Here is a 3,670-nt window from a genome sequence, read left to right as displayed (position 1 = left end):
TGATCTGAAATATCACGTTTTTCCGGATCTTCGTCCTTTTTTAGCCATTCACTAACCTGGGAGCGGGTGACAACAAAATCAGCACTTGAAAATAGTCCGATCATATCGTCATCACCAAAGTCAAAAATATATCGCACGCGTCTTAAAATGTCATTATTGCTAACCATATCTGAGCTAAATTAAATAAGTCATCAAAGGTAAGAAAAGCAGTGGAATTTATTGTTTTTCGAAATTATTACTGTTTTTGCAGCTTAATTAAGTGTTTTATAAGTATGGTTCGCGTGTATTTACGAATATTCATTCCTTTTTTATAAATTGCATCTTATAGACCTTAAAAATTTAGCAATGACAAAAATCATCTCAATATTTTTGCTGCACATCATGTTATTGGGTGCAGGAAATCTGACAGGACAAGATACCAAACACATATTTTCGGGTCCCAGGGACAAATGGGATAAAAATATGGATACAACCCAAACCGGACTCATTTACCAAATCACGAAACCCGGAGAAGGCACAAAACCTGAACCGGGAGATTTGGTAGCTGTTCATTATATCGGACAACTTTCAGATGGCACAACCTTCGACAACTCCTACGAGCGAGGCGAACCCCTTACCTTTAACTACGGTGTCGGACAGGTTATTCGGGGCTGGGACGAAGCAATAGCAATGCTTCGTGAAGGTGGTGCAGCAAAACTTATTGTACCGCCCCATTTGGGATATGGCAATCGTCGGGTGCTCGATATCCCGCCCAATTCTACTTTAAATTTTCACATAGAACTGATAGGTATTAAACCAAACGAAGAATTTTCTACATTCAATACAGCGGGTTACGATACCTTAAGCACTGCATCAGGAATACGCTATATGGTATTAGACTCGGGACAGGGTTTAAGGCCAGATACCACCTCCTGGGCCTATTTACATTACACAGGTTATTTGCCAGATCAGCGAATCTTCGATGCCTCGAAACTCCGCGGAGAACCAGTACGCATCAACCCCGGAGCAGAAGATGTGATACCGGCCTGGGATGAAATGGTACAAAAAATGCGCGTTGGTGGCCGTTACCACATAATTGTCCCCCCTGAATTAGGCTATGGCAGTGCCGGATTACCCGGTGTGGTGCCCCCCGGAACAAAATTGCGCTTCGACCTGGAATTGATTCATGTCTCTGAAAAAAAGGAAGTGAAACCATTTGATGTAGCTGGTAAAGATACTGTCAAGCTCGACTCTGGTCTGCAGATCATTCACATAAAAACCGGCCTGGGCAGCAACCCAGTTGATGGCAATGTGGTAAAGATTCACTTTTCTGGTTATTTTAAAGATGGTGAATTATTTCAATCATCGCTTAAAACCGACGATCCTGTAATTTTTGCCATTGACCAGGGGCAGGTTATTAGCGGATTAAATGCCGCAGTAAAACAAATGCGACCCAATGGTAAAGCGAGGGTACTGATTCCATGGCAACTGGGTTACGGAGAAGAGGGAAATCCACCATTAATACCTCCAAAATCTGACCTGATATTTGATATCGAATTAATCAGCGTAGTCAAATAAATTGAAGATTCCTATGAAGCTTCCAAACTGGGTGCAAAAATATCCGCAGGCCATACTTTTCATCCTAACCCTGCTGATTTATGCAAATACACTTACAAATGAATATGCCCTTGATGATGCCATTGTAATTACCGAAAATAACTTTGTAAAACAGGGTCTTGAGGGAATTGATGATATTTTGTCCACCGAATCGTTCACTGGTTTTTTTGGTTTTGACAAGCAACTCGTTGCCGGTGGCCGATACCGCCCCTTATCAATTGCCACTTTTGCGCTTGAGCATGAGTTTTTTGGTCAAAATCCTTTCATTTCACATTTAATCAATATATTGCTTTACGCTTTTGTAGTAGTTCTAATTTTTCAGGTATTACAAAAAAGCAGTCGCGTGGCCACTGAAGCAGCTTTTATCATTGCATTACTATACGCACTGCATCCAATTCATACCGAGGCAATTGCCAACACAAAAGGAAGAGATGAAATTCTGGCATTTCTTTTCGTACTGCTTGCTGCTAAATGGCTTTTTTATAGCAAAAAAAACAAGTTATTGGTATACACCGCTGCTGCAATTTCAATGTTTTTGGCCATGTTGTCAAAAGAACATGCTGTAGTTTTTGTTGTGCTTCTGCCCCTTGGCCTATATTACCTAAAACGCACAAAAGCACAAATCGTACATATAATTTTTGTGACCCTTATTCCTGCTGCACTTTTCGTATTTTTACGCTATCAGGTACTGGGTGGGATGCAAATTCAGGAGAGCAGTGCGCTAATGAACAATCCGTTTGCAGATATGACAACCGGCGAGAAATTTGCCACCATACTACTTACATGGCTCTGGTACCTGCGGTTGTTGATTGTGCCGCATCCCCTAACCTACGATTATTATCCTTATCATGTGCCCATTACAGGTTGGGACAGTATTTATCCATGGCTTACATTGATTATAGTAATTGCATTGTTGTTTTTTGCCGTAAAAACCCTGATTAATAGAAAGTTTTATGGTTTTTGGGTTTGGTTTTTTATTGGCACTTTCATTTTAATGTCGAATCTGTTTTTCCCGATTGGTACCTTCATGAACGAACGGTTCATGTTTATGCCCTCTTTGGCCTTTAGTGTGGCGTTGGGCTACGGTATTCACTGGCTATTGAAGCAAAAAACGTATACACGGGCAGGGTTTGCAGTATTAATTATTGTTGGGCTTGCATACAGCGTTAAAGCTATTGATCGCAATCGTGATTGGAAAAATGATTTTACACTGTTTACGCACGATGTACAAATATCTGAAAACAGTGCCAAAGGCAACTGCGTAGCCGGGGGACAATTATATGAAAAGGCAATTGAGCAAAGCAATACAAGTCAAAAACAGGATTTATTGCAACTTGCCCGAAAGTATCTTAAAAAAGCAATTGACATACACCCAACCTATAACGACGCCCATCTTTTATATGGCAATACCCTCTTTGCATCGGATGAACCACTAAAGGAAGTTATGCCTCACTATTTAAGTATTTTGAATCGTGCACCCCGTCATCAGAGCGCCTGGAAAAATGCACTTGCCGTGTTGCAGAAAGGCAAACCTAAAAACCGGTTGCAGTGGTACAAAAAACTAAACAGCATTGATTCTACCCGGTTTGAAATCAATTATCAGATGGGAAACATTTATGGTAAGCACCTGAATGACCTTAAAAAAGCTGAAAAATATCTCAAACGAGCTATACAAATAAAACCAGGAAGTATAAAAGCCTTAAAGGATCTGGCTGTGGTGTATGGCCTTACACGGAGATACAAAGCCTCTGTTTCTCAGCTGCGAAAAGTAGTGAAGCTAAAACCTGAAGATGCCAGCGCCTGGTATAATTTGGGACTGAGTTTAAATGCAATGGGACAAATTGACGAAGCACAGAAAGCGCTTGATAAAGCCCATGAACTTAATCCGGAGCAAAAGCGAGTGGTGATTAGGAAGTGATTGAGTTAATTCAGTTAATGAATTGTGCAGTGGTCGGTTGTAGGTTGGTAAGTTCTTAAGTTTGTAAGTTGATTGTGGTGTTTGGGATGTTTCGCCGATGATTTGTGGTTTTGGAGGTAATTAGCAGCAAGCGCGGCGATTTTTACATTCTGTGAT

At 40.8% G+C, this 3,670-nt stretch carries 3 protein-coding genes; 2 read left to right on the top strand and 1 reads right to left on the bottom strand.

Going from position 1 to position 3,670, the window contains the following annotated elements; genetic code table 11:
* A partial coding sequence (locus VJ937_RS15720) for a DUF1456 family protein (protein ID WP_414706403.1) occupies positions 1-167 on the bottom strand: 167 nt, incomplete at its 3' end.
* Positions 168-345: 178 nt separating this feature from the next.
* Here VJ937_RS15720 and VJ937_RS08320 point away from each other — a divergent pair.
* A complete protein-coding gene (locus VJ937_RS08320; RefSeq protein WP_324066437.1) occupies positions 346-1,557 on the top strand; it encodes an FKBP-type peptidyl-prolyl cis-trans isomerase in 1,212 nt (403 codons plus the stop codon).
* A 13-nt stretch (positions 1,558-1,570) separates the two neighbouring features.
* A complete protein-coding gene (locus tag VJ937_RS08315; protein WP_324066436.1) occupies positions 1,571-3,514 on the top strand; it encodes a tetratricopeptide repeat protein in 1,944 nt (647 codons plus the stop codon).
* The last annotated feature ends 156 nt before the right edge of the window (positions 3,515-3,670 follow it).

This window comes from Salinivirga sp. (genome assembly GCF_035268865.1).
Taxonomy (GTDB): Bacteria; Bacteroidota; Bacteroidia; order Bacteroidales; family Salinivirgaceae; genus Salinivirga.
Note: the sequence above shows the minus strand (reverse complement) of the source record. Positions and strands in the feature narration are given on the sequence as shown.

Excerpts from the sequence above, each read along its gene's own strand:
- VJ937_RS08320 (WP_324066437.1), top strand. The coding sequence starts at position 346 with ATGACAAAAATCATCTCAATATTTTTGCTGCACATCATGTTATTGGGT.
- VJ937_RS08315 (WP_324066436.1), top strand. The coding sequence starts at position 1,571 with ATGAAGCTTCCAAACTGGGTGCAAAAATATCCGCAGGCCATACTTTTC.